The sequence below is a fragment of the Bradyrhizobium sp. NAS80.1 genome (genome assembly GCF_001908205.1).
GTDB lineage: Bacteria > Pseudomonadota > Alphaproteobacteria > Rhizobiales > Xanthobacteraceae > Bradyrhizobium.
Window position 1 is genome coordinate 1 of record NZ_LGHL01000459.1, and the last position, 1,458, is coordinate 1,458.

Genomic DNA, 1,458 nt, shown 5'->3' on the forward strand with positions numbered 1-1,458 from the left:
GCTTGATCTCTCCACCCTTTAAGCCAAGAGCAACTGTGCCGGAAGTAGACCGCTGACCGGCCGGGCTCAAGGCTGGCGCTGGCGCGCCCCCGCCTTCGGCGGCTGACGGCCTTGACCCCCATCCGCTCACCGGTCTGTTGGCTTTGCAAGCGCTCGGTCTCCGACCGCGCGCGGTGAAGTGCGCTCGGTCAGTTCACCGCATAGCGGTGGGGATCCCATTTCTGCCGTCGTGCGATCATGGTGTTGAGGATGATGATCAGCTTGCGCATGCACGCCGTGATGGCAACCTTCGGCTCCTTTCCCTTGGCAATCAGGCGCTGATAGTAGGCCTTGAAGACGGGATTGTTCAGCGTGGCTGCGCCAACACAGGGCATGTAGATGGCGTTTCGGACCCAGCGGCGGCCGCCCTTGATGTGACGATCGCCGCGGCGCTTTCCGCTATCATCGTCATAAGGGGCGACGCCCAACAACGCCGCGACGATCTCATCACTCACTTGCCCGAGCTCCGGCATCCCTGCAACGAGGGTCGCCGAGGTCGCTTTGGCGAAGCCCGGCACGCTCTCGATGATTTCGGCGCGCTCGGCAAGATGGGGTGAGGCCCTAACTTGGGCCGAGATCGCGACCTCGAGCTTGGCAATTTCCTCAAGCAAACTCTTCAGGACGCGGACGCGCGCTTTATGAGCCTGTCCCGGTGCAGCATGCTCGCTCTGGGCTTCCAACCGTATCTTGAGATCGACCAGATTGAGACGAGCTTTCACCAGCGCCTGCAGTTCCTCCTGCGCGGCATCGTGCACTTGACCCGGCGCCTCGCTGAATGTCTCTGCAAACCAGGCGATCATCTCCGCATCGATCGCGTCGTTCTTGGCCAGACATCCGGCCGATTGCGCGAAGCTGCGGACCCGCTTGGGATCGACAATCCGCACCTCGATGCCGGACCCGCGCAGCACCTTGGCCCAATCACGCTCATAGCCGCCGCTGGCTTCCATCACCGCCTTGTTCACCTGGCACTTGCGAAGCCAGGCAACCAGCTTGCGGTGCCCCTGGGGCGTACTCGGACACATCTGCCGCTGCGACAACTCGCGAATGCACGCATTCACCTTGTCCTTGGCAACGTCGATGCCAACGACAACGAGACCATTCTGTGCCATCATCCACGCCCTTCCTTGCTCGGTTCGGGCTCGAAGCCCTTGCAACTGTTCGGGTTGAGGAAGACACCGGAGCTGTCCCTCGCTCTGACACAGGCTCGACGGCCTTTGGGCGCAACGGGCTCAGCTCCAGCAACGGGCGGTTCTGATCCAACCGCCCGTTCGCACATTCTGGCAGATTTTCAGGACACAAGGGCGCAGGGAAGGCCGGGTGCCAGCTCGCACCCGCGGTCCGCTGCGCGAATATGTAGCGCAAGGAGACCGCACAGCAGCATACAGGTGAAGCCCAACACACGGCCTTCCCTGCGCGGTG

The 1,458-nt window shown here is 62.6% G+C and carries 1 protein-coding gene; it reads right to left on the reverse strand.

What is annotated here, in order from left to right; translation table 11 throughout:
* Nucleotides 1–188 precede the first annotated feature (188 nt).
* Nucleotides 189–1,151, reverse strand: coding sequence for an IS110 family transposase (locus AC629_RS44205; RefSeq protein WP_143199956.1), 963 nt, complete (start codon nucleotides 1,149–1,151; stop codon nucleotides 189–191).
* Nucleotides 1,152–1,458: the final 307 nt, after the last annotated feature.